The sequence below is a fragment of the Nonomuraea sp. B208 genome (genome assembly GCF_057536035.1).
Genome location: NZ_BAAJOU010000021.1, coordinates 1,007,736 through 1,026,479, shown reverse-complemented (window position 1 = coordinate 1,026,479; position 18,744 = coordinate 1,007,736). Strand labels below are relative to the sequence as shown.

Genomic DNA, 18,744 nt, shown 5'->3' with positions numbered 1-18,744 from the left:
CACGATGTCGCCACGCGCGGATCGAAGTAGTGCTCAGCGCGGGTGATCGCCGCCGCGGATCTGCTCGACGGCGTGCCGCAGAATGGGCGCGAGTACGGCGACACCGTCCCTTACGCCGCCGGACGAACCGGGCAGGTTGACGATCAGGGTGTCGCCCGCCTGCCCCGCGAGCCCCCGGGACAGGATCGACGTCGGGACCTTCTCGCGATTGGCCTGCCGGATCGCCTCCGCGATGCCCGGGACCTCCCGGGAGATCACGCGGGCGGTCATCTCCGGCGTGAGGTCCATCGGCGTCAGCCCGGTGCCCCCGGTGGTGACCACGACCTCGTAGCCGCCGAGGACGCCGTCCCGCAGCGCCATCTCCACCGGCTCGCCGTCGGGGACGACCACGGGACCGTCGACGACGTCACAGCCGGCCTCGTCACGCAGCAGCCGTACGAGCAACGGCCCGGATTTATCCTCATAAATCCCGGCCGACGCCCGGTTCGACACCGTGATCACCAGCGCCCGCATCATCATGACCGCGTCCATCGTCCGGTCTTGCCGCCCAGCTTCTCCTCCACGCGCACGTCGGTGATCACCGCGCCCGGATCGACCGCTTTGACCATGTCGATGAGCGCGAGCGCCGCCACCGACACCGCCGTCAGCGCCTCCATCTCCACGCCGGTGCGGTCGGCCGTCTTCACCCGGCAGGTGATCGCCACGCCCCAGTCCTCGACGTCCAGCGTCACCTTGACGCCGTGCAGCGCGATCGGATGGCAGAGCGGGATCAGGTCCGGCGTACGTTTCGCGCCCATGATGCCGGCGATCCGCGCCACCCCCAGCGCGTCACCCTTGGGCACCTCGCCCGTACGCAGCAGCGCGACGGTCTCGGCCGACAGCAGCACCCGCCCGGTGGCGACGGCGCTGCGCGCGGAGACGTCCTTGGCGGAGACGTCCACCATGCGGGCGGCGCCGGTCTCGTCGAGGTGCGTGAGCCCGCCCGCGTCCGGTCCGGTCACAGCCGGATCACCTCCACCTCCGCCCCCGCGGGCACCTCGGTCATGTCCTCGGGCACCACGATCAGCGCGTTCGCCGAGGCCAGCGCGGCAAGCTGGTGAGAGCCCTGCCCGTGCACCGGCGACACCGTGCCGTCGGCGGCGAGCACGCCCCGCAGGTAGGACCGCCGCCCCGCGGGCGAGCGCAGCGACCCGGTGACGCATGCGGTGACGGACTCCGGCATGCCGGACGGCAGCCCACGCATCTTGGCCAGCGCCGGCCGGACGAACAGCACGAACGACACGAACGACGACACCGGATTGCCGGGCAGCGCGAAGATCGGCACCTGGTCGTCCCCCAGCACGCCGAACCCCTGCGGCATCCCGGGCTGCATGGCCACCTTCTCGAAGCGTACGGTCCCGAGCGGCGACAGGGCCTCCTTGACCGGTTCGTACGCGCCCATCGACACCCCGCCGCTGGTGATGATGGCGTCGGCGCGTACGAGGTCGGTGTCGAGCCGGTCGAGCAGCACGGCGGGATCGTCCCCGACCGCCCCGGCCCGGAACCCCTCCCCGCCCGCCTCCCGCACCGCGGCGGTCAGCGCGAAGCTGTTGGAATCCCAGATCTGGCCGGGCCCGAGCTGCCCGCCCGGCTCCACGAGCTCGGCGCCCGTGGCGATGACGACCACCCGGGGCCGCGGCCGCGCGAGCACCCGCCGCCGCCCCACCCCGGCGATGATGCCGAGCTGCGCGGGCCCGATCAGGGTGCCCGGCCTGAGCACGACGTCACCGGACTGGACGTCCTCGCCGGCCCGGCGGATCGCGTTGCCCGGCCCGGTGGAGCGCTCGATGCGTACGGAGACCGTCCCGCCGTCCGTCCACTCGACAGGGACCACGGTGTCGGCCCCGGCGGGCAGCGGCGCGCCGGTCATGATGCGCACCGCGTGGCCGGGCCCGACGGCGCGCAGCTCGTCGGAGCCGGCCGCGACGTCGTCGACCACCGGCAGGGTCACCGGAACCTCGGCGATGTCGGCGGCCCGTACGGCATAGCCGTCCATGGCGGAGTTGTCGAACGGCGGGAGCGGCACCGGCGCGGAGACCTCCTCCGCCAGCGTCGCCCCCAGCGACTGCTCCAGGTCGAGCTCGATGGGCGCGAGCGGGCGCACCGTGGCCAGGATGTCGGCCAGGTGCGCCTCGACCGGCTTCAGCGCGCTCGCCGATCCAGCCGGATCAGCCGACCTCATCGAGGAACTCCCGCAGCCACGGGACGAACTCGCCCGCCAGATCCTCCCGATCCGCCGCGAACTTCACCACCGTGCGCAGGTAGTCCAGCTTGTCGCCGGTGTCGTAGCGCCGCCCGCGGAACAGCACCCCGTGCACCGGGCCGCCCGCCTCGGAACCGCGCCCGGCCAGCGTGCGCAGCGCGTCGGTGAGCTGGATCTCGCCGCCGCGCCCCGGCGGGGTGTTCTCCAGCACCTCGAACACCGCCGGGTCGATCACGTAGCGCCCGATGATGGCCCAGTTGGAGGGCGCCTCGTCGGCCGGAGGCTTCTCCACGAGGTCGGTCACCTTCACGACGTCGTCCTCGGCGGTCGCCTCGATCGTCGCCACGCCGTACAGGGAAACCTGCTCCTTCGGCACCTCCATCAGAGCGATCACGCTGCCGCCATAGGTGTCGCGCACCTCGATCATGCGCTTGAGCAGCGCGTCACGGCGGTCAATGAGGTCGTCACCGAGCAGGCACGCGAACGGATGGTCGCCAACGTGCTGCTTGGCACAGAGCACGGCGTGGCCGAGTCCCTTGGGCTCACCCTGCCGCACGTAGTGCAGCGTGGCCAGGGACGCGGGCTCGCGGACCTGGGACAGCCGGTGCTCATCGCCCTTGGCCTCAAGGACCTCCTCAAGCTCGAACGCGCGGTCGAAGTGGTCCTCGATCGATCGCTTGTTCTTGCCGGTGACCATCAGAACGTCCAGGAGGCCCGCGGACGCGGCCTCCTCGACGACATACTGGATCGCGGGCTTGTCGACGATGGGCAACATCTCCTTGGGTGTCGCCTTGGTCGCCGGAAGGAACCGGGTGCCCAGACCCGCGGCGGGCACGACGGCTTTCGTCACAGGGTCGAAGTCAGCCATGAGTAGACCCTAGTGGAGGGACCTATGGACAAGATGAACCTCCGTCGTCAGCTGAACGCGGCGCGCGCCTCTCTCTCCCCGGACCAGCTACGCGCAAACGCCATCAAGGCCCGCGAAACGCTGCTCGACCAGCCGTGGGTCCAGATGGCCGGATTGGTGGCCTGCTACTGGTCGGCGGGGGTGGAGCCGGAGACGCACGGGCTCGTGTTCGCTCTCTGGAAACATGGAGCCACCGTCATGCTGCCGGTGCTGCGCGACGACAACGACCTCGACTGGGCGGTCTACGACGGGCCGGACACCCTCGCCCCCGGCCGCCACGGCATCATGGAGCCGGTCGACACCCGCCGCGGCGTCGACGCCATCCGCACCGCCGCGCTGGTGATCGTGCCCGCGCTCGCCGTCGACCGCACGACCGGCGTGCGCCTCGGCCGCGGCGGCGGATCCTACGACCGCGCCCTCGCCCGCGTCGGCCCCAACGTCCCGACCGTGGCCCTGCTGCACGCCGGCGAGCTGCTCGACGGCGTGCCCGCCGAGCCTCATGACCAGCAGGTCCGCTTCGCGATGACACCCGAGGGACTCATTAGTCTTATGTGACCGCGGGGACGAGAAGGGGGCCGGATGACGCATGATGTCTGGCTGCTCGCCGGCGCGGCCATCGTCATCGCGGCCATCGTGTCCGTGCGCGTGGCGCACTTCAGCGGCCTGCCCAGCCTCCTCATCTTCCTCGGGTTCGGCCTCGTGCTGGGCGACTTCGGGCTCGGGCTGTCGTTCGAGTACCCGTTGCTCGCCCAGCAGATCGGGCTCACCGCGCTCGCGCTGATCCTGGCCGAGGGCGGCCTGACCACAACCTGGTCACACGTACGCAAGTCCGTGCCCATGGCGTTGATCATGGCGCTGGTCGGCGTGACGGTCAGCATCGTCGTGGTCGCGCTGGCCGTCCAGGGCATCCTCGGTCTCGACGTCAACACCGCGCTGCTCCTCGGCGCCGTCCTCGCCTCCACGGACGCCGCCGCGGTCTTCTCCGTCCTGCGCCGCCTGCCGCTGCCGCCGCGGCTGGCCGGCATCCTGGAGGCGGAGTCCGGGTTCAACGACGCCCCGACCGTCATCGCCGTGACCCTGCTCAGCAGCGCCGTCCGCGAGGCGCCCGACGTCGGGACGTTCCTCTTCGAGACCGGGCTCGAACTCGTCATCGGCGCCGCGATCGGCCTCGCCGTCGGGCCCGCGGGCGCCTACGCCCTCCGCCGCATCGCACTCCCCGCCTCCGGCCTCTACCCGCTCGCCGTGCTCGCGCTCACCTTCGTCTCGTACGGCGGCGCCGTGCTCCTGCACGGCTCGGGCTTCCTGGCCGTCTACCTGACGGCGCTGATCCTCGGTAACTCCCGCCTGCCGCACCGGGCCGCCACCCGCGGGTTCGCGGAGGGCGCGGCCTGGCTGGCGCAGATCGGGCTGTTCGTCATGCTCGGCATGATGGCCAGCCACGAGGAGATGCCGTCCGCGGTCGTACCCGGGCTGATCACCGGGACCGTCCTCGTGCTCCTCGCCCGGCCGCTGTCGGTGCTGGTCAGCGCGGCCTTCGCGTGGGCGCTGCGGCTGGGCTGGGTGAGCTGGCGCGACCAGGCGTTCCTGTCCTGGGCGGGGCTGCGGGGCGCCATCCCCATCGTGCTCGCCACGATCCCCTGGGCGGCCGGCGTCGAGGGCTCCAAGGACATCTTCAACCAGGTCTTCGTGATCGTCATCGTGTTCACGCTGGTCCAGGGGCCGACGCTGCCGTTCGTGGCCCGCGTGCTCGGCGTGACCTCGCCGGGGGAGGTACGGGACCTGTCGGTCGAGTCCGCGCCGCTGGAGGAGCTCAAGGCCGACCTGCTGCAGGTCAAGGTGCCGCCCGGCTCCCGCCTGCACGGCGTGGAGATCTTCGAGCTGCGGCTGCCCTCCGACGCCCAGGTGACCCTCGTCGTACGGGACGGCAAATCGTTCGTACCCGGCGGCTCCACCCGCATCAGATCCGACGACCAACTCCTCATCGTCACCACGGCCACCTGCCGTGACCAGGTCGAACGCCGCCTGCGCGCCGTCAGCCGCAGCGGCAAGCTGGCCGGCTGGTACGGAGAACGAGGTTTGGAATAGCCGTTTGACCGGATCGGTTACCATTAGCAGTCGCAACGCTCGAGTGCCAGAGTCTGTAGGAGGAGCCGCGTGCCGACTTACCAGTACGCCTGTAACGACTGCGGTGAGCAGCTCGAGGTCGTCCAGAAGTTCACGGACGACGCTTTGACGGTGTGCCCGAAGTGCGAGGGCAACCTGCGGAAGGTGTTCTCCGCGGTGGGCATCGTGTTCAAGGGCTCCGGCTTCTACCGGACCGACAACCGCACGTCGTCCTCTTCTTCGTCGACCTCCTCGTCGAACGGATCGTCCGGCTCCTCGTCGAACGGATCGTCCTCGGACGGCGGGTCGAAGTCCTCGGAGAGCAAGTCCTCCTCGGGCTCCCCCAGCTCGTCCTCCTCCACCCCGGCCCCGGCCGCCGCCTCCAACTGACGCGCGCCCGCCGGACGGCCTCGGGCCGTACCGGCCGGCCGCCTTCGTACGTGGGACGCGTACGAGCAGCCACCCGGCCGATCCCAACCACATACGGCCGATCCCGACCACATACGGCCGATCCCGACCACATACGGCCGCGCCCGACCTGCCTTATCACAGCAGCCCGATCTGCCCCGTGAGGAAGCCGGACCTGCCCGGTCACAGCAGCCCGATCTGCCCCGTGAGGAAGCCGGACCTGCCCGGTCACAGCAGCCCGACCTGCCCGGGTCCGGCAGCCCGACCTGCCCCGTCACGGCAGCGCCACCTGCCCGGGCCCGGCAGCACCACCTACCCGGTCACAGCAGCTTGACCATCTCTGGTTGCGCCGCACCACTGCCGTGCAGCGCCACAGCCTGACCGTCGCCACGACCGTACCCACCACCAGGCTCATCGCCGCAGCCACGTCACGACGTAACTGCCCCTCGACCGCCATGGCATCAGGCCCGTCGACGCGGCCACCATGGGTCCGTACGACAGCGCAAACCGTCCCACAACCGCGCGCCAGCCGCACGCCCCTCCCCTAGGGTCACAACAAAGTCGGGGTCACCAATCGGGGATGCGCTGCGCCGATCACCTCCCGTCCACCACACTGTTGTCCGCGGCCATCACGTGCCCACCTTCGATCTGGTTTGCGCCTTGAAGGGTCACGCGATGGCCGTCACCATGTCTCAACGCCCGCCCGCGCCCTCTTCCTCCACCCTGCCCGCGGGCCGACCCCCGCCCGCGTGTCAGCCTCCGCCTCACCCGCTACCCCAGCCTTAGACTGCCCGCATGCCGGCCCCGCCCGTGTGCCAGCCTCCGCCTCACCCGCTACCCCAGCCTTTGACTGCCCGCGTGCCAGCCTTCCCCGCCCGTGTGCCAGCCTCCGCCTCACCCGCTACCCCAGCCTTAGACTGCCCGCATGCCGGCCCCGCCCGTGTGCCAGCCTCCGCCTCACCCGCTACCCCAGCCTTTGACTGCCCGCGTGCCAGCCTTCCCCGCCCGTGCGCCGGCCTCCGCCCGGCGTGTCAGCCTCCGCTCCACCCGGCACCCCAGCCTCCGCTCCGCTCGCGTGCCACGGCCTCCGCTCCGCTCGCGTGCCACGGCCTCCGCTCCGCTCGCGTGCCACGGCCTCCGCTCCGCTCGCGTGCCACGGCCTCTGCTCCGCTCGCGTGCCGCGGCCTCCCCCCGGCCCGTGCCCGCCCGCACTCATGCTCCCGCCAACCCTCATCACTTGTGCTCCCGCCAACCCCCATGCGGCCGTGAACACGCCCCCGGCACCCCAATCCCGCACGCCGCCCCTCAAGACGGGGGCCGATCACCTCGCGCCCCCAACAACTCCGGCGCCACCTGATCCACCATCCGCTCAAGCTGCGGATCCTCCCCCCAATCCGCGACCAGCCGCCTCAACCCCTCCCGCGAACACCCCACCAACCGCGTCACCGCCCGCTGCCCCTCCTCCGTCAGCCGCAGCGCCTCCTCGTCCTCCGACCTCCGCACCAACCCCATCGCCACGAGCTGATCGACGTAAGGACGCCCCCACTCCTTACTCTTCTGCGCGCGTTCGGCAAGCTCGTCCCCCCGCACCCACCCTCCCTCGGCCAACCGCGCCAGCACCCACACCCCCTGCGGCGAGATCGCGTCGAGCCCCGCCGCCGCCCCGAGCCGCTCGTAATATCCCCGCCGCAGCTCGGTGTCCGCCAGCCGCATCAGCCCTCGCTCCACCTCCGCCAGCGACGACCGCTCCGCCGACGTTGCCCCCAGCCCTTCCCCCAGGTCCGCCGCCTTGGTCGTCTCCCGCAACCGCGTCTGCGGAATGAACCAGCTCAGCACGAACGCCCCGAACACGACCGGCGCCGCCACCCGGAACACCGCCGCGATCGCGTCCGCGTACACGTGCAGAAAATCCGCAGCCAGCTCCCGAGGCAGTCGCTGGATGACGGTCGGGTCCTCCTGCACCCGCCGCGGCTCGAACCCCGGCGGCAGCCGCGCCCCCCGCAACGCCTCCCGTAGGTCGCTGTTCAGCGTCGCCGCGAACACCGCCCCCAGCGCCGCCACCCCGAACGACCCCCCGATCGACCGGAAGAACGTCGCCCCGGACGTCACCACCCCGAGATCCTTGAAGTCGACCGCGTTCTGCACCACTATCACCAGCACCTGCATGGTCATCCCGAGCCCGACCCCGAGGACCAGCAGGTAGACCCCCATCGTCAGCAGGCTGCTGTGCTCCGTCATCGTCGACAGCAGAACCAGCCCGGCCGACGCGAGCAACGTCCCCGCGATCGGCAGAAACCGGTATTTCCCCGTCCGGGTGATGATCTGCCCACTCACGATGGACATGGTCAGCATCCCCGCCATCATCGGCAGCAGGTAGACTCCCGACAGCGTCGGGCTGACCCCGTGCACCACCTGCAGGTAGAGCGGCAGGTAGGTGAGCGCCCCGAACATCCCGAACCCCACCACGAACCCCACCGCCGACGCCATGGAGAACGCCCGCAGCCCGAACAGCCCGAGCGGCAGCACCGGCTCGGCCGCCCGCCGCTCCGCGAACACCCACATGACCAGTAACGCCACCGCCGCCCCGGCCAGCCCCACCACCACCGGCGACGTCCAGGCGTACGTCGTCCCGCCCCACGTGGTGACCAGCACCAGGCACGACGTGGCCGCACCGAGCAGCACGACACCGGCGTAGTCGATCGTGTGCCTGGCCCGCGCGAGGTCCCCGGGCAGCACCGTCGCGATCACGAACAACGCGACCGCGCCCAGCGGCAGGTTCACGTAGAAGACCCAATGCCACGACAGCCGGTCCACGAACACCCCGCCCAGCAGCGGCCCCACGATGCTCGAAACGGCGAACACCGCCCCGAAGAACCCCTGGTAACGCCCCCGTTCGCGGACCGACACCACGTCACCCACGATCGCCTGCGCGAGCACCATGAGCCCGCCGCCCCCGAGCCCCTGGAGCCCCCGGAACGCGATGAGCTCCCCCATGTTCCGGCTCAGCCCGCAGAGCGCCGATCCCACCAGGAAGATGACGACGGCCCCGATGAACAGGCGCTTGCGCCCGTACTGATCGCCCAGTTTGCCCCAGAGGGGCGTGGAGACGGTGGAGGCGAGCATGTATCCCGTGACCACCCAGGCCAGCTGCTCCAGCCCGCCCAGGTCGCTCACGATCGTCGGCAGGGCCGTGGACACGATCGTCTGGTCGAGCGCCGCCAGCAACATGCCGAGCATGAGCGCGACGATGATGAGACCGAGACGCTGTTGTCGCATGCGGCGATACTACTCTTCGTACTGATGTTCTCACGCACTGCGACGATGGCACGTTATCCACAGAACGCCGCTCGGCCGCACCGGGCCCCGCACCGACCCGGCTACTCTCTGCGCCATGGTCACTCGCGCAGACATCGGCGTCATCGGCGGCTCCGGCTTCTACTCCCTCCTCGACGACGCGGAGGAGATCGAGCTCGCCACTCCCTACGGCCCCCCGAGCGACGTCGTCACCGTCGGGCGCATCGGCTCCCGTTCGGTGGCGTTCATCCCCCGGCACGGCCGCGATCACCGCTTCCCGCCCCACCGCATCCCCTACCGCGCCAACCTGTGGGCGCTGCGCTCCCTCGGCGTCCGCCAGGTGCTCGCACCGAGCGCCGTAGGGTCCCTGCGGGCCGATTACGGCCCCGGCACCATGGTCATCCCCGACCAGCTCGTCGATCGCACCTCAGGGCGTGTCCAGACTTATTACGACACCGGCGGCGCCGTCCATGTCTCCTTCGCCGATCCTTACTGCCCGTCCGGCCGGGCGACGGCCGTGGACACCGCCCGGGCCACCGATTGGCACACCGCCGACGCCGGCACCCTCGTGGTCATCGAGGGCCCCCGTTTCTCGACCCGCGCCGAATCCCGGTGGTTCGCCGCCAACGGCTGGTCCATCGTCGGCATGACCGGCTTCCCCGAGGCGATCCTGGCCCGCGAGCTGGCCCTCTGTTACACGTCCCTCTGCCTGGTGACCGATCTCGACGCCGGCGTCGAGGCGGGGCAGGGGGTGACCCACGACGAGGTCCTCGAGTTCTTCGCCCAAAACGTCACCCGCATGCGCTCCCTGGTCTCCGCCACCGTCCAGGCCCTTCCCGAGGAACGCACCTGCCCGTGCGGCAGCGCACTCGACGGCCTCAAGCTCCCGTTCGACCTACCGTGATCAGGAGCTGGCTGGTCCGCTACGGCCGTCGCCGCCGCCTCATCGCGGCGGCGCTCGCAGCCCTGGCCGTCCTGTCCGCCTACGCGGCGACCCGCCCCACCCCGCCCGCGACGGTCCTGGCGGCCGCCCACGACCTCCCCGCGGGCCCCCTGACGCCCACCGACCTGACCCCCGTCCCCCTCAACCATCCACCGGCCGGCGCGATCCGCCGCCTCGCCCCCGGCACCACCCACCACCTGACGTCCCCCATGCGCCGCGGCGAGCCATTGACCGACGCCCGCCTGCTGAGGACGGCCTACGCCAGCCTCCCGCCAGGCATGGTCGCCACTCCGGTACGCGTCAACGACCCCGACGCCGCGGCCCTGCTCTCCCCAGGCGCCACCGTCAACATCCTGGCCACCTGGCCGCAAGCCACCGCACCCACCCCCGCCCGCGCGATCGCCGAAGCCGTGACCGTCATCACGATCCCCCCGCCACGCACCCAGCGCGACCTCTCGTCGTCCACGCCACGCGGCACCCTTCTCCTCCTGGCCACGACAACCACCCAGGCCGCAGAGCTGGCAGCGGCCCAGTCCACCGCCCATCTGTCGATCACCCTGCCACCGCCGACCTAGCGAAGAGTAACCGTCCAGCTACGATCTGCTCATGAGCGGTTTCAAGAAGTTCCTCATGCAAGGGAACGTCATCGACCTGGCCGTCGCGGTCGTCATCGGCGCGGCCTTCAACTCGATCGTGCAGTCCTTCGTGGCCGACCTGCTGACCCCGCTGATCTCAGCGTTCGGCGACCTCCCTGACTTCTCCTCCCTCAAGGTCACCATCGGCCGATCGAACTTCATGTACGGCAACTTCATCAACGCGATCATCTCGTTCCTGATGATCGCCGCAGTCGTCTACTTCCTCGTCGTGAAGCCCTACACCCACCTCAAGGAACGCACCGCAGCCAAGATCGAGTCGACCACGCGCGACTGCCCCGAGTGCCTGTCGGAGATCCCGAAGCAGGCCTCCCGCTGCGCCTTCTGCACAACCGAACTGATAGCGGCCTGAACCCCGGCCGACGTCAATCGAGCAGTGACCCCAGCTGGGGGTCATACTCCCAATGCCACGGCTCGAACGGGCTGCTGTAGGCCCACGACGGATGGAACCATCCATACTTCTTGGAGTTCTTCTCCATCCACACGAACTCCACGGACCCTGACCGTTCCACGCCGCCGCACAGGTCCACAGCCAGCCCGAGCCCGTGGTTGCTCCGCCCCGGCACAGCCGCGAACCCTGGCCGCCGATAGTAGACGGCCTGCTGCTCCGCCAGGCTCCGATAGGCGTCGGTCACGCACATCTGCTTGCCGAACCGCTGCTTGAAAGCCTCGTTCAGACTGACGAACGCGATCGTCGCGTCCGCCCGCAGGCTGAACCCCTTCTGCTGCAAGGGACAGAGCATGCCCCTGGGAATGAGCCCGTTGGGATACTCGCCGGCGGTGGCGGCCCGCAACGGGTCGCAGCCGAGCGCCGCCCGCCCCACCTTGTCGATCTTGATACCCAGCTTCACCAGCGCCGCGGTCAACGACTTCACGATCTTGTCCGACCGCTGCCGCAACGTGTCGATCTCGGCCGCGAGCTGCGCCTCCGCCAGCAGGTTCCCCGCCCGCAACTCCTGCGCCTCGCTCGCCAACTGCTCGGCCTGCGCGTACAGCACACTCGTCTGCTGTACGGCCTGCTGCCGTACCGCCACGATCTGGTTGGCATCGCTGAGCGCCCGCAAAGTTCTCTGGTCAGCGCCGCCGGTCAGAAAGGGCAGCACTCCGCCGCCGTTGAGCGGCTGCACATACAACAACTCAGCCATCTGCGAAACGGGCTGCCGCATCACCACGAGCCGCCGCTCCAGCTCCTGCAGCGCCGTAAGCTTGCCCTTGAGCTGCTTCTCGGAGGCGGCGATCGTGCTACGCCGTTTCTCCAGAGCCTTGGTGGCCTCTTCCAGCTCCTTGGCCGACCGCTCCGCCTCTTTCCTCAGCTCGGTCAGATTGCCGGGATCCTGCCGCTCCTGAACCCGCCGATCACTCTGTGCCGAAGCCTCCGCCTCCGCCGCCCCCACCTGCGCCGAGGACACCACCAGAGAAGCCACCATCGCCACGACAGCCGCGATCAGACCCGCTGATCGAGGGGCTGGCACGTTCGACTCCTCCGTATGCAAACTTGTTACCCGGGTCAGGCACGCACGTTACTACAGGCCTCCGAGTGTCCGGACCGAATGCCGAAGAGCTGTTATGAGACAAAAAGCCCACTTTGCTCAACCACCCCGTCCCACCAGCCCCGAAACCCCGCCCCCGGCAGGGAACAGGCACTCCCGCACTCAGATCCCGGACAACAGCCCATCGGCGAACCCCTGCACCTCCTGCCGCTCCCCGGCCCGGCACACCTCCCACAACCACGTCTCCTCCCACTCCCCCGGACACCCCTCACGAGGCCGAACCGGCACCGGCGCATAAGGCTCCTCCACCTCCACCCCACGACGCCGGCCACCTCCCCCGCGCGCCGCCGAATTCGAAGCCCCCGCCCCCTGGACCTCAGCCCGCCGCCGACCACCACTCCCATCAGAAGCCGTGCTCACCACCACCTTCTCGTCCCGATCGGCCAGCACAGCCTCCGCCCGCGCCACGACCTCACGGGGCACCCCAGGCACGAACCCCCCGTACACCCACTGGGGCCGAGCCGGAGCAGACACGTACAGCGGCTCGAACGCCATCACCGCAACCCGTCCCCCGCCTCCCAGCGCACCGGCATGGTCCGACCGATCCCCGAACCCCCGCACCTGCCCCGCCAGCAATCCGCCGGCCAGAATCCCCGGCGCCAGCAACGCCCCGAACAACACCACAGGCCGCCGCCGCGCCTGCCTACACCGCCTCATGGTCACCCGCAGAAGCTAGCCACGCCGAACGAGCGGACCCCCGACCACTTGTCAGGCCTTTACCGCAGCTCAGACCACCCATAACCAACCCCGCCGAACTGGTCCCGCCCCCATGTCCCACGCAGTGCCATACTTTCGCTAGGCTTACGAGAGTCCGCCTCCGTAGCTCAGGGGATAGAGCACCGCTCTCCTAAAGCGGGTGCCGCAGGTTCGAATCCTGCCGGGGGCACTCACCTAGATCAGCATTTCAGGCCCCTGACCTGCGGTTTCACAGCCGCAGGTCTTTTGCTTTCCGGACCTCGGTAGGCAGCCAACGGTGCCCGCATGCGGCCGTAAGACCATGATCATGGGACATGTGGGGGATGATCTTGGAGGGATTCCCCCAGGTCATCCGCGCAGCCGACAACCCGCTACGACCGCCCCCGCGTGCGGGCAACACAGCCGTCGATCGCGCCATATATGTACATGCAGCCCGGAGCGTCATCCGGCCATCGCTCTTGAGGACATCGGCATCCTCCTGCCCTTGGCCGGGCAAGGCTCAGATGTCAGCAGCGCGGTGTCGTACCGCGGAGAACAAGCCCAAGGACTTGCCGGCCCTGCCGCCACAGTCGCAGGGCGCGCTCACGGGGGCAGCCATCCTCGGAGGCATCGCCCTGTCCATCCTGAGCTTCGGCCTTGAGCCCGAGAAAGCGGCGGATCCGCTCGGGCCATCGCTGGGGCGACAACCGTTGTGGCCCGGTGAGGGGTTCGCCGTTGAGCCCGCCTCCGAACCGGAGCGGTACTCCGGATCTCCAGAACGACCGCGCCTGCCTGGAAGCACCGGGTTCAATGTCTTGGAAACATATTCGATCTGCTCGGCGGCGGACCAAGCGAGGCGTGAGAGAGCGACTCGACGATCCTCCCGATCGCCACCGAGGGGGTGATCGGAAGATCATCCATGCCGAACGGCCCACCCTGTTAAATGTGATCACGAGCCTGAAACAGCCACGACTGTGGCGCAAGGCGCAACGACGACGCCTGGGGTTGCCACAGCAGCTCGGGCATGTACGGCTCTGCAGTAGAGCCGTTGAGGAAGAAGTCCTCCCATTCTGTACCGGTATCCGGAAGACGGCTGTCGACGACCAGCCCCAGCGAGGCGGTGTCGGTGACCGCCAGCCAAAAGACGGCGGCCACAGCGCGGTGGGCCTCATCCGTGGTCAGGCCATCCAGGTCGAACTCGACCACGACCAGGCCTCCCTGGGTCGACACCGACATCAGGACGTCGGTATCGACGTTGATCCACAGCTGCAGTGTGAGTGGCCGAGGCAGGTTCACCTCGGCCAGGAGAGCATCGAGGGTGGTCTCCACCGGGCCGCACTCGGCCAGGGACCGTACCCCACCTGTCTGCGGATGCGTGAGCCGCAAACCGTAGGACGCCAGCCGGCCGAGTGAGCCGAGTAGGACTGCCAGGGACTCGGATCGCCGAACCCACAACACTTCTCCGAATCCCATGGCCTTCCTAGCGGGTGAATTGCACGACATTCTTGGCGCCGAGGATCCACATCGCCGCCTGGATCACCGACAACGGAGTGCCCACCTCGAAGTAGGCAATGGCGCGGACCCCTTCCGCGTCGGCAGCGTACTTGAGGATGGAGAGCTTCTGGCGGAGCTTGTTGATGTTCTTGGCCTTGGCCGGCCCGCCCACGGCGATCCATTCGCCGTTGGGGCCGATCACATCCACGTCGGTGGAGCCCACACCGGGGCGGACGACCTTCATGCCCTGTTTGCCCGCCGCGCCGGAGACGCGCCCTCCGGTCAATTCGGCAACGGCCTGTTCACGAGCTGCGCCGATGTCGACGCCGCAGTGGTTCGTGGGGTTGTTGTCGTTGTGGACGAGACGCCGTGATCGCCTTCTCGCCAGGATCCACCTCGGCGGTTCCCGGGCTCGGCCAGACCGGCTCCTTACGGTCGACCTTCGGCTGGGACTCCTCCGCCCCCTTGGCCACCTTGGCCTTCGTCACCGGCCGGCCGTCCACCGACGTCTCGGGATCCGGCCCGGACACCGACGCCGCCGCCGGAATCACGAGGTTGTCAAGAATCCCTAAGCCGGAGATCACCACGGCCATCGCCATCGCGATGGCCAGCACCATCGTCCGTAACCGCCGCCGGACTCGCATGTCGCCACCTCTTCAGGGCACGCTGACGCAGGCCTCGGGAAGAGGCCGCATCGCGTCATAAGGAGTTGATAAAGACGAGCAGTCCGGATCCTGATCGACGATCACGGCATGGTTAATGTCCAGATGTCCGCCTGGGACGTTACGGAATGCCGCTTTCGCGATTCACAGCGAGGCATACTGCATGTCAACCGCGCTGTAGAAACCGCCCCTATCAGATCGAAGGGACATCTGTGATATAAGTCACCTTGACGCACTGAGTCAGGCATGAATTGGCGCGGTCATTCGAAACGATCATTGAGCCCTTTTCATCCTGAGTAGCGGCCTTCTTCGATGAGCTGCAGGACGAGGATGGCCTGCACGATCGTGGTGGCGCGGTGCGGGCAGCAGCGCAGCCGGATCAGGATCTTCCAGGTCTTCAAGGTGGCGACGGCGCGTTCCCCGCAGGCGCGGATGCGGGTGTGTGCGCGGTTGACCGAGCGCTGGTGGCGCGAAAGTGGCGGCCGCAGCCGGTGGCCTTTGGGCGGGGTGCGGATGCTGCCTCTCGCGCCTTGATATCCCTTGTCGGCGAAGGTCTTCACTCCTGCGGTGGTGAGCGCGTCGATCAGGCCGGTGGCGCGTGCCGCGGTCAGGTCGTGCGTGGCACCGGGCAGCGCAGGTGAGGCCCAGATGAGCCGGCCGGCGGGATCGGCCAGGACCTGCACGTTGACGCCGTGGCGTCGGTGTTTGCCGGAGTAGTACGGGCGTTCGTCGGTTAGCCGGTCGATCGGAATCAGGGTGCCGTCCAGGATGGTGTAGGCCAGCCGGGCGGCGCATAAGGCGGCGGCGTGGACGTCGTCGGCGAGCGTGGCGAGCAGGTCGGCTGTCTCGCGGACGTAGCGCCAGGCGGTGCTGGTGCCGACGTGGAAGCCAGCGGCCAGGCGGGCGTAGGTGTCGCCGTTGCGCAGGTGGGCGAGTACGAGCAGGGCTTGCCGGGATGGGTCCAGTCGTCGCCACCGGCAGCGGCGCTCGGCCCGCTGAGCGCGGATCAGTGCCGCCAGGCGGGTCAGGGTGTGATTGGACAGCGGGATCGCGGCACGATATGACAGCAACGAGGCTCTCCGGTAGAGGCATCGGATCTTGGTCGACTGCTGTCTTACCGGGAGCCTCTTCTCATGCCAACCCGTCCCGGCGCCACCCCGTGCTGACCAGCGCGATCAGGTTGGAAAAGCCTCCTTCTATGAGCAACCGAGCGCCGAGGGCGGGTGCGGCGGCGCAACATCGTCATACTGCTCAGACATCCAGCAGTGAAGGATGGGCCGGCGACGGCGGTGAGGACGCCAAGCACTGGCCGGCGGAGCTGACCGAGCTGAAGAACCGCGGCGTGGACGATGGACTGATGCCGGTCTCGACGGGCCCAAGGGCCTGCCGCAGGCGGTGGAGGCGGTCCGACCCCCGCATGACCGTGCAGACCTGCGCGATTCACCTGCTGGCTACTCGTTCCGATACGCCGCCCGGCAGGACTGGCACAAGATCGCACGTGCGCTCAAGCCATGCGGCGAGGCTCCGCCTCCGGCGCCGTAAGCACGAAAGGTCAGACGACGCCACTCCAGACTTCGTCCACTTCGTCGCTCTGGCCTCTTTGCGGCATCTCTGATATACCTTCATGTCCTTACCGAACGTGCCGTCCAGCTGAATAGGATGAATAGCTCTTCATGCCCCCGAACACGCCACCCAAGCAAATCAATCCTTTGTGGATAATATCGTTATTTCTCGGCCTTACAGAACTCACCATAGGGATCGCCACCACACAGGCAACCGGCTGGATCCAAGGTCTGTTCGCGATATTCGCGGTAGTGTTCCCTACGGGTGTCGCGGCGATATTCTTTGGCATACTCTGGAAGAGGCCGTACGTACTCTACGCTCCAAAGGATTTCTCCAATCGTCCGACCGTGAGTGACTTCGTTGCGGCGATGTCATCATCAACCGACAAGAGCCTCAACTCCATTGAATCAATCGTTCGCGATGCCATCACTTCATCCTTGTCCTCGGAGATCGCGGTTCCCGCGAGGCAGGAGATTCTAGAGGCCGCCATCGAACATGCACATCTCGAACTGAAGGATCAGTGGCTCGAAGTTGAGCTGTGGCGGATCCATTACCGCCTCGGCAAGATCCCTTTTCGGATTCAGGCGACCAAAGATTTGACCATCAGCGAGCTTCTGGACGATCTGTATGCCGCACTGTCCGACTACATCGAGCCTTATACTTACGGCGAATCCTGGACACTCAAGAACTACAAGGACAACCACATTTATCGAGACATGGGACGCCAGTGGGCCCAGAAGAATCTGGACTCGGACTTTGATTATCGCTCAATCGACGAAGTCGGCATCCAGCCTGGCGTTCGCCTGATAGCCATTCGGCTACCAGAGGCCAGGTGACTACCGGGTTTGAGAGAATCGTCGACAACCTGAAGGCGTCGAAGTTCGAGCAACGGGCCCCATTCCGTCCCGCTCGACGCTCAGACCAATCCCGGCGATTCGGTTGCTGAGGTAGATAGCACGCCGTTTCACCTCCGGTGACGGCTCCGCCTACCGCCGGCTGGCCTCGGCCACGCTCAAGGCGGAGTCGAAGGGCGAGAAGAAGGTGTCGGTCACGGTTCCGGTCTCGGGCAAGCCGCTGGAGGTGGCCGCGCTGTGCCCGAAGGGCAACCTGCTCAAGGTGGAAAGACCGAGGGTCATCGTGAACGGCAAACCCACTGGCAACTGGTTCCAGCAGTGCATGACCAGACAGGGGGTGGGGATGGTCCTGGACTCGGTGAGCGTGCCCAAGGGCGTGGAGCAGGTGACCGTCACCTTCGACATCACCGATTGGGGCTGCGTCCGCGAAAAGGGCGAGCCGTGCCCCACCCGCACGTTCCTGCAGCACGCCGACTGGCTCTTGGCGGTCTATGAGTACACGCCGCCGGCCCGGCTGGTCGAGCCGGATCCAGTCGAGGCCTTTCCCTCCAGGCTGGGGACCCTGAAGCTGGCCGGACAGGCCTCGGGGGTGTGGCCGCGCGAGTCGTCCTTCGCGTTGACGGTCACGAGCCCGGGCGGCTACTTCCGCATCGAGCAGCTGTGTACGGGCGATCTGGTGGATCGGCTCTTCATCTCGTACCAGATCGGCGACGAAGCCTCCCCAGGGGCATGGGACTGTGGCCGCCACCGGACCCTGGACGAGACGAACGCAATGCTGTGGAGCGAGAAAGTCCCCGCAGGCACGAAGATCACCATCTCGGGCAAGGTAAGGGCGCAGGCAGGACACCCCAACCGCCAGGTCGGCTGGTCGGTGGGGGTGTACGAGAGCAAGATAGTCAAGCTCGCACGCTGAGCTCCCACAGCCAGGAGCCGTACGCGGCGGCCCGCCAGATCAGCAAGAGTCAGACGTAGCGGGCCGACGCGCTCAGGCCGAAGCCGCCGTCGACCTCGCTTACGATCCTCAGGTCCGTCCAGGTGAGGCCGTCAGCGGGACCCTGGAGCCGGTATGCCCCGCGGGTATGCGGGCTTCTCAGCCGAGCTAAACGTGCCTGATCGAGGTGATCCAGACCTCGATGGGCGACATGTGCGCGAGGTGATCAAATAGCAGGCGGAAGGGCTCGCCTGGACGGTGATCCTGCTCCGGGCGGAGCCCCTGCTCCAGGCCGAGGTGGGACGGCGGCTAACCGGCGGCGGACGGCCGGCCATGAGCGAACTCGGCGAAGGACAGCAGGATCTTCCACACGGGCAGGGCTGGCACCTGCTCCAGCTCAGCGCACTCCTACGTCTGACAGAAGGCCCGAAAACTCGTCCTTACGCCTGAGCAGAGGTTGTCACT

19 protein-coding genes and 1 tRNA gene are annotated in these 18,744 nt (G+C 68.3%); 10 read left to right on the top strand and 10 right to left on the bottom strand.

Going from position 1 to position 18,744, the window contains the following annotated elements; translation table 11 throughout:
• Positions 1-33 precede the first annotated feature (33 nt).
• From AC27IY_RS21805 to galU, 4 genes are read right to left on the bottom strand one after another with little or no spacing between them, the layout of a single operon-like run.
• A complete protein-coding gene (locus AC27IY_RS21805; RefSeq protein WP_364455253.1) occupies positions 34-531 on the bottom strand; it encodes a MogA/MoaB family molybdenum cofactor biosynthesis protein in 498 nt (165 codons plus the stop codon).
• Complete coding sequence (gene moaC / locus AC27IY_RS21800; RefSeq protein WP_364455256.1) at positions 516-1,001, bottom strand: cyclic pyranopterin monophosphate synthase MoaC; 486 nt, start codon at positions 999-1,001, stop codon at positions 516-518. The genes AC27IY_RS21805 and moaC overlap by 16 nt, the downstream gene beginning before the upstream one ends.
• On the bottom strand, positions 998-2,221 hold the full coding sequence (gene glp, locus AC27IY_RS21795) for a molybdotransferase-like divisome protein Glp (RefSeq protein WP_423452379.1): 1,224 nt from the start codon (positions 2,219-2,221) through the stop codon (positions 998-1,000). Before glp ends, moaC begins: the two co-directional genes overlap by 4 nt.
• A complete protein-coding gene (gene galU, locus AC27IY_RS21790) occupies positions 2,208-3,110 on the bottom strand; it encodes a UTP--glucose-1-phosphate uridylyltransferase GalU (protein ID WP_364455263.1) in 903 nt (300 codons plus the stop codon). Before galU ends, glp begins: the two co-directional genes overlap by 14 nt.
• Positions 3,111-3,134: 24 nt before the next feature.
• Here galU and AC27IY_RS21785 point away from each other — a divergent pair, with 24 nt between their 5' ends.
• The 3 genes from AC27IY_RS21785 to AC27IY_RS21775 all read left to right on the top strand — a co-directional run bounded on the left by AC27IY_RS21785 (position 3,135) and on the right by AC27IY_RS21775 (position 5,642).
• The gene (locus AC27IY_RS21785; RefSeq protein ID WP_344211126.1) at positions 3,135-3,704 is read left to right on the top strand and encodes a 5-formyltetrahydrofolate cyclo-ligase; all 570 of its coding nucleotides are present in this window, start codon (positions 3,135-3,137) and stop codon (positions 3,702-3,704) included.
• 24 nt (positions 3,705-3,728) lie between these two features.
• Positions 3,729-5,234 carry a potassium/proton antiporter gene (locus tag AC27IY_RS21780; RefSeq protein WP_423452377.1) on the top strand — a complete coding sequence of 502 codons (1,506 nt, stop codon included), beginning with the start codon at positions 3,729-3,731 and terminating at the stop codon, positions 5,232-5,234.
• Between the two features lie 69 nt (positions 5,235-5,303).
• Positions 5,304-5,642: an FmdB family zinc ribbon protein gene (locus AC27IY_RS21775; RefSeq protein ID WP_487179023.1), complete on the top strand. Its 339-nt coding sequence runs from the start codon at positions 5,304-5,306 to the stop codon at positions 5,640-5,642.
• Positions 5,643-6,965: 1,323 nt separating this feature from the next.
• Here AC27IY_RS21775 and AC27IY_RS21770 read toward each other — a convergent pair.
• Entirely contained in the window at positions 6,966-8,936 is a 1,971-nt protein-coding gene (locus tag AC27IY_RS21770; RefSeq protein ID WP_487179022.1) for an MFS transporter, read from the bottom strand.
• A 115-nt stretch (positions 8,937-9,051) separates the two neighbouring features.
• Here AC27IY_RS21770 and AC27IY_RS21765 point away from each other — a divergent pair, with 115 nt between their 5' ends.
• Genes AC27IY_RS21765 through mscL form a run of 3 tightly spaced genes read left to right on the top strand, consistent with a single transcriptional unit; the run spans position 9,052 to position 10,902 of the window.
• The gene (locus AC27IY_RS21765) at positions 9,052-9,858 is read left to right on the top strand and encodes an S-methyl-5'-thioadenosine phosphorylase (protein WP_329589604.1); all 807 of its coding nucleotides are present in this window, start codon (positions 9,052-9,054) and stop codon (positions 9,856-9,858) included.
• A complete protein-coding gene (locus AC27IY_RS21760; RefSeq protein WP_487179021.1) occupies positions 9,855-10,472 on the top strand; it encodes an RcpC/CpaB family pilus assembly protein in 618 nt (205 codons plus the stop codon). The genes AC27IY_RS21765 and AC27IY_RS21760 overlap by 4 nt, the downstream gene beginning before the upstream one ends.
• A gap of 31 nt (positions 10,473-10,503) precedes the next feature.
• Positions 10,504-10,902: a large conductance mechanosensitive channel protein MscL gene (gene mscL / locus AC27IY_RS21755; protein ID WP_344211136.1), complete on the top strand. Its 399-nt coding sequence runs from the start codon at positions 10,504-10,506 to the stop codon at positions 10,900-10,902.
• A 13-nt stretch (positions 10,903-10,915) separates the two neighbouring features.
• Here mscL and AC27IY_RS21750 read toward each other — a convergent pair whose 3' ends face one another.
• Entirely contained in the window at positions 10,916-11,977 is a 1,062-nt protein-coding gene (locus AC27IY_RS21750; protein WP_487179118.1) for a D-alanyl-D-alanine carboxypeptidase family protein, read from the bottom strand.
• A 936-nt stretch (positions 11,978-12,913) separates the two neighbouring features.
• Between AC27IY_RS21750 and AC27IY_RS21745 the strand changes: the two genes are divergently transcribed.
• Positions 12,914-12,986 (top strand) — tRNA-Arg (locus AC27IY_RS21745).
• A gap of 728 nt (positions 12,987-13,714) precedes the next feature.
• Here AC27IY_RS21745 and AC27IY_RS21740 read toward each other — a convergent pair.
• The 4 genes from AC27IY_RS21740 to AC27IY_RS21725 all read right to left on the bottom strand — a co-directional run bounded on the left by AC27IY_RS21740 (position 13,715) and on the right by AC27IY_RS21725 (position 16,001).
• A complete protein-coding gene (locus AC27IY_RS21740; protein WP_487179020.1) occupies positions 13,715-14,104 on the bottom strand; it encodes a hypothetical protein in 390 nt (129 codons plus the stop codon).
• A gap of 151 nt (positions 14,105-14,255) precedes the next feature.
• Positions 14,256-14,555: a hypothetical protein gene (locus tag AC27IY_RS21735; RefSeq protein WP_487179019.1), complete on the bottom strand. Its 300-nt coding sequence runs from the start codon at positions 14,553-14,555 to the stop codon at positions 14,256-14,258.
• Between the two features lie 16 nt (positions 14,556-14,571).
• Positions 14,572-14,886 carry a hypothetical protein gene (locus AC27IY_RS21730; protein ID WP_487179018.1) on the bottom strand — a complete coding sequence of 105 codons (315 nt, stop codon included), beginning with the start codon at positions 14,884-14,886 and terminating at the stop codon, positions 14,572-14,574.
• 332 nt (positions 14,887-15,218) lie between these two features.
• On the bottom strand, positions 15,219-16,001 hold the full coding sequence (locus AC27IY_RS21725) for a transposase family protein (RefSeq protein WP_487179017.1): 783 nt from the start codon (positions 15,999-16,001) through the stop codon (positions 15,219-15,221).
• Between AC27IY_RS21725 and AC27IY_RS21720 the strand changes: the two genes are divergently transcribed.
• From AC27IY_RS21720 to AC27IY_RS21710, 3 genes are all read left to right on the top strand, one after another.
• Positions 15,887-16,546: a transposase gene (locus AC27IY_RS21720; RefSeq protein ID WP_487179016.1), complete on the top strand. Its 660-nt coding sequence runs from the start codon at positions 15,887-15,889 to the stop codon at positions 16,544-16,546. The two genes, AC27IY_RS21725 and AC27IY_RS21720, sit on opposite strands and share 115 nt — an antisense overlap.
• A 58-nt stretch (positions 16,547-16,604) precedes the next feature.
• Positions 16,605-17,330, top strand: a complete 726-nt coding sequence (locus AC27IY_RS21715; protein WP_487179015.1) for a hypothetical protein — start codon at positions 16,605-16,607, stop codon at positions 17,328-17,330.
• Between the two features lie 205 nt (positions 17,331-17,535).
• Positions 17,536-18,261: a hypothetical protein gene (locus tag AC27IY_RS21710; protein WP_487179014.1), complete on the top strand. Its 726-nt coding sequence runs from the start codon at positions 17,536-17,538 to the stop codon at positions 18,259-18,261.
• Positions 18,262-18,744 lie beyond the last annotated feature (483 nt).

Bases quoted from the DNA above. Each gene is read 5' to 3' on its own strand.
- AC27IY_RS21805 (WP_364455253.1), bottom strand. From the start codon at position 531: ATGGACGCGGTCATGATGATGCGGGCGCTGGTGATCACGGTGTCGAAC.
- glp (WP_423452379.1), bottom strand. From the start codon at position 2,221: ATGAGGTCGGCTGATCCGGCTGGATCGGCGAGCGCGCTGAAGCCGGTC.
- galU (WP_364455263.1), bottom strand. From the start codon at position 3,110: ATGGCTGACTTCGACCCTGTGACGAAAGCCGTCGTGCCCGCCGCGGGT.
- AC27IY_RS21785 (WP_344211126.1), top strand. From the start codon at position 3,135: ATGGACAAGATGAACCTCCGTCGTCAGCTGAACGCGGCGCGCGCCTCT.
- AC27IY_RS21780 (WP_423452377.1), top strand. From the start codon at position 3,729: ATGACGCATGATGTCTGGCTGCTCGCCGGCGCGGCCATCGTCATCGCG.
- AC27IY_RS21770 (WP_487179022.1), bottom strand. From the start codon at position 8,936: ATGCGACAACAGCGTCTCGGTCTCATCATCGTCGCGCTCATGCTCGGC.
- AC27IY_RS21765 (WP_329589604.1), top strand. From the start codon at position 9,052: ATGGTCACTCGCGCAGACATCGGCGTCATCGGCGGCTCCGGCTTCTAC.
- mscL (WP_344211136.1), top strand. From the start codon at position 10,504: ATGAGCGGTTTCAAGAAGTTCCTCATGCAAGGGAACGTCATCGACCTG.
- AC27IY_RS21750 (WP_487179118.1), bottom strand. From the start codon at position 11,977: ATGGTGGCTTCTCTGGTGGTGTCCTCGGCGCAGGTGGGGGCGGCGGAG.
- AC27IY_RS21730 (WP_487179018.1), bottom strand. From the start codon at position 14,886: ATGGTGCTGGCCATCGCGATGGCGATGGCCGTGGTGATCTCCGGCTTA.
- AC27IY_RS21720 (WP_487179016.1), top strand. From the start codon at position 15,887: ATGGGTCCAGTCGTCGCCACCGGCAGCGGCGCTCGGCCCGCTGAGCGC.
- AC27IY_RS21715 (WP_487179015.1), top strand. From the start codon at position 16,605: ATGCCCCCGAACACGCCACCCAAGCAAATCAATCCTTTGTGGATAATA.